At 53.8% G+C, this 2,500-nt stretch carries 1 rRNA gene (cut by a window edge); it reads left to right on the forward strand.

Annotation, left to right across the window (positions count from 1 at the left end):
• A 23S ribosomal RNA gene (locus ACZK5G_RS01635) occupies nt 1–2,487 on the forward strand (it extends 393 nt beyond the left edge of the window).
• The last annotated feature ends 13 nt before the right edge of the window (nt 2,488–2,500 follow it).

Raw genomic sequence — 2,500 nt, forward strand, 5'->3', positions numbered from 1 at the left:
GGGGACCATCCTCCAAGGCTAAATACTACTGACCGACCGATAGTGAACCAGTACCGTGAGGGAAAGGCGAAAAGAACCCCGGAGAGGGGAGTGAAATAGAACCTGAAACCGTGTGCGTACAAGCAGTAGGAGCTCCGCAAGGAGTGACTGCGTACCTTTTGTATAATGGGTCAGCGACTTACTGTTCGTGGCAAGCTTAACCGTATAGGGGAGGCGAAGGGAAACCGAGTCTGATAAGGGCGCATAGTCGCGGGCAGTAGACCCGAAACCGGGTGATCTAGTCATGCCCAGGGTGAAGGTGCGGTAACACGCACTGGAGGCCCGAACCCACTCCCGTTGCAAAGGTAGGGGATGAGGTGTGATTAGGAGTGAAAAGCTAATCGAACCCGGAGATAGCTGGTTCTCCTCGAAAGCTATTTAGGTAGCGCCTCATATGTATCCTCTCGGGGGTAGAGCACTGTTATGGCTAGGGGGTCATCGCGACTTACCAAACCATTGCAAACTCCGAATACCGAGACGGACTGTATGGGAGACACACGGCGGGTGCTAACGTCCGTCGTGAAAAGGGAAACAACCCAGACCCACAGCTAAGGTCCCAAATTCACTGCTAAGTGGAAAACCATGTGGAAAGGCACAGACAGCCAGGAGGTTGGCTTAGAAGCAGCCACCCTTTAAAGAAAGCGTAATAGCTCACTGGTCGAGTCGGTCTGCGGGGAAGATTTAACGGGGCTAAGCAGTGAACCGAAGCTTGGGGTGCATAACTTTGTTATGCGCGGTAGAGGAGCGTTCCGTAAGCCGTTGAAGGTGGATTGAGAAGTCTGCTGGAGGTATCGGAAGTGCGAATGCTGACATGAGTAACGATAATGCGGGTGAAAAACCCGCACGCCGAAAGCCCAAGGTTTCCTTGCGCAACGTTAATCGGCGCAGGGTGAGTCGGCCCCTAAGGCGAGGACGAAAGTCGTAGTCGATGGGAAGCAGGTTAATATTCCTGCACCTCGCGTAAGTGCGATGGAGGGACGGAGAAGGTTAGGTGTACCAGGCGTTGGTTGTCCTGGGGAAAGGCGGTAGGTTTGGATCTTTGGCAAATCCGGGATCCTTCAAGACCGAGCACCGAGACGAGCCTTTAAGGCGAAGTCACTGATACCACGCTTCCAGGAAAAGCTCCTAAGCTTCAGCTTACGCAGACCGTACCGTAAACCGACACAGGTGGGTAGGATGAGAATTCTCAGGCGCTTGAGAGAACTCGGGTGAAGGAACTAGGCAACATGGCACCGTAACTTCGGGAGAAGGTGCACCCTTTTTGGTGGCTCGTGCGAGCTATAGCTGAAGAGGGTCGCAGTAACCAGGCCGCTGCGACTGTTTATCAAAAACACAGCACTCTGCAAACACGAAAGTGGACGTATAGGGTGTGACGCCTGCCCGGTGCTGGAAGGTTAATTGATGGGGTCAGCCGCAAGGCGAAGCTCTTGATCGAAGCCCCAGTAAACGGCGGCCGTAACTATAACGGTCCTAAGGTAGCGAAATTCCTTGTCGGGTAAGTTCCGACCTGCACGAATGGCGTAACGACAGCGGCGCTGTCTCCACCCGAGACTCAGTGAAATTGAAATCGCTGTGAAGATGCAGCGTTCCCGTGGCAAGACGGAAAGACCCCGTGAACCTTTACTATAGCTTTACACTGAACGTTGAGTTCGTCTGTGTAGGATAGGTGGGAGGCTATGAAACTGTGGCGCTAGCTGCAGCGGAGCCATCCTTGAAATACCACCCTGTCGTGCTTGACGTTCTAACCTGGGCCCATTATCTGGGTCGGGGACCGTGTATGGTGGGTAGTTTGACTGGGGCGGTCTCCTCCTAAAGAGTAACGGAGGAGCTCGAAGGTACGCTCAGCGCGGTCGGACATCGCGCACTGTGTGCAAAGGCATAAGCGTGCTTGACTGCAAGATCGACGGATCAAGCAGGTAGGAAACTAGGACTTAGTGATCCGGTGGTTCTGTATGGAAGGGCCATCGCTCAACGGATAAAAGGTACTCCGGGGATAACAGGCTGATACCGCCCAAGAGTTCATATCGACGGCGGTGTTTGGCACCTCGATGTCGGCTCATCACATCCTGGGGCTGTAGTCGGTCCCAAGGGTATGGCTGTTCGCCATTTAAAGTGGTACGCGAGCTGGGTTCAGAACGTCGTGAGACAGTTCGGTCCCTATCTGCCATGGGCGTTGGAGATTTGAGAGGGGCTGCTCCTAGTACGAGAGGACCGGAGTGGACGAACCTCTGGTGTTCCGGTTGTCACGCCAGTGGCATTGCCGGGTAGCTATGTTCGGAAGCGATAACCGCTGAAAGCATCTAAGCGGGAAGCGCGCCTCAAGATGAGATCTCCCGGGGCACAAGCCCCCTGAAGGAACCATGTAGACTACGTGGTTGATAGGTCAGGTGTGTAAGTACAGCAATGTATTGAGCTAACTGATACTAATGATCCGAGAGGCTTGACCATATAACCTCAAGTT

The sequence above is a fragment of the Stenotrophomonas sp. 62841_Sma genome, assembly GCF_056482945.1.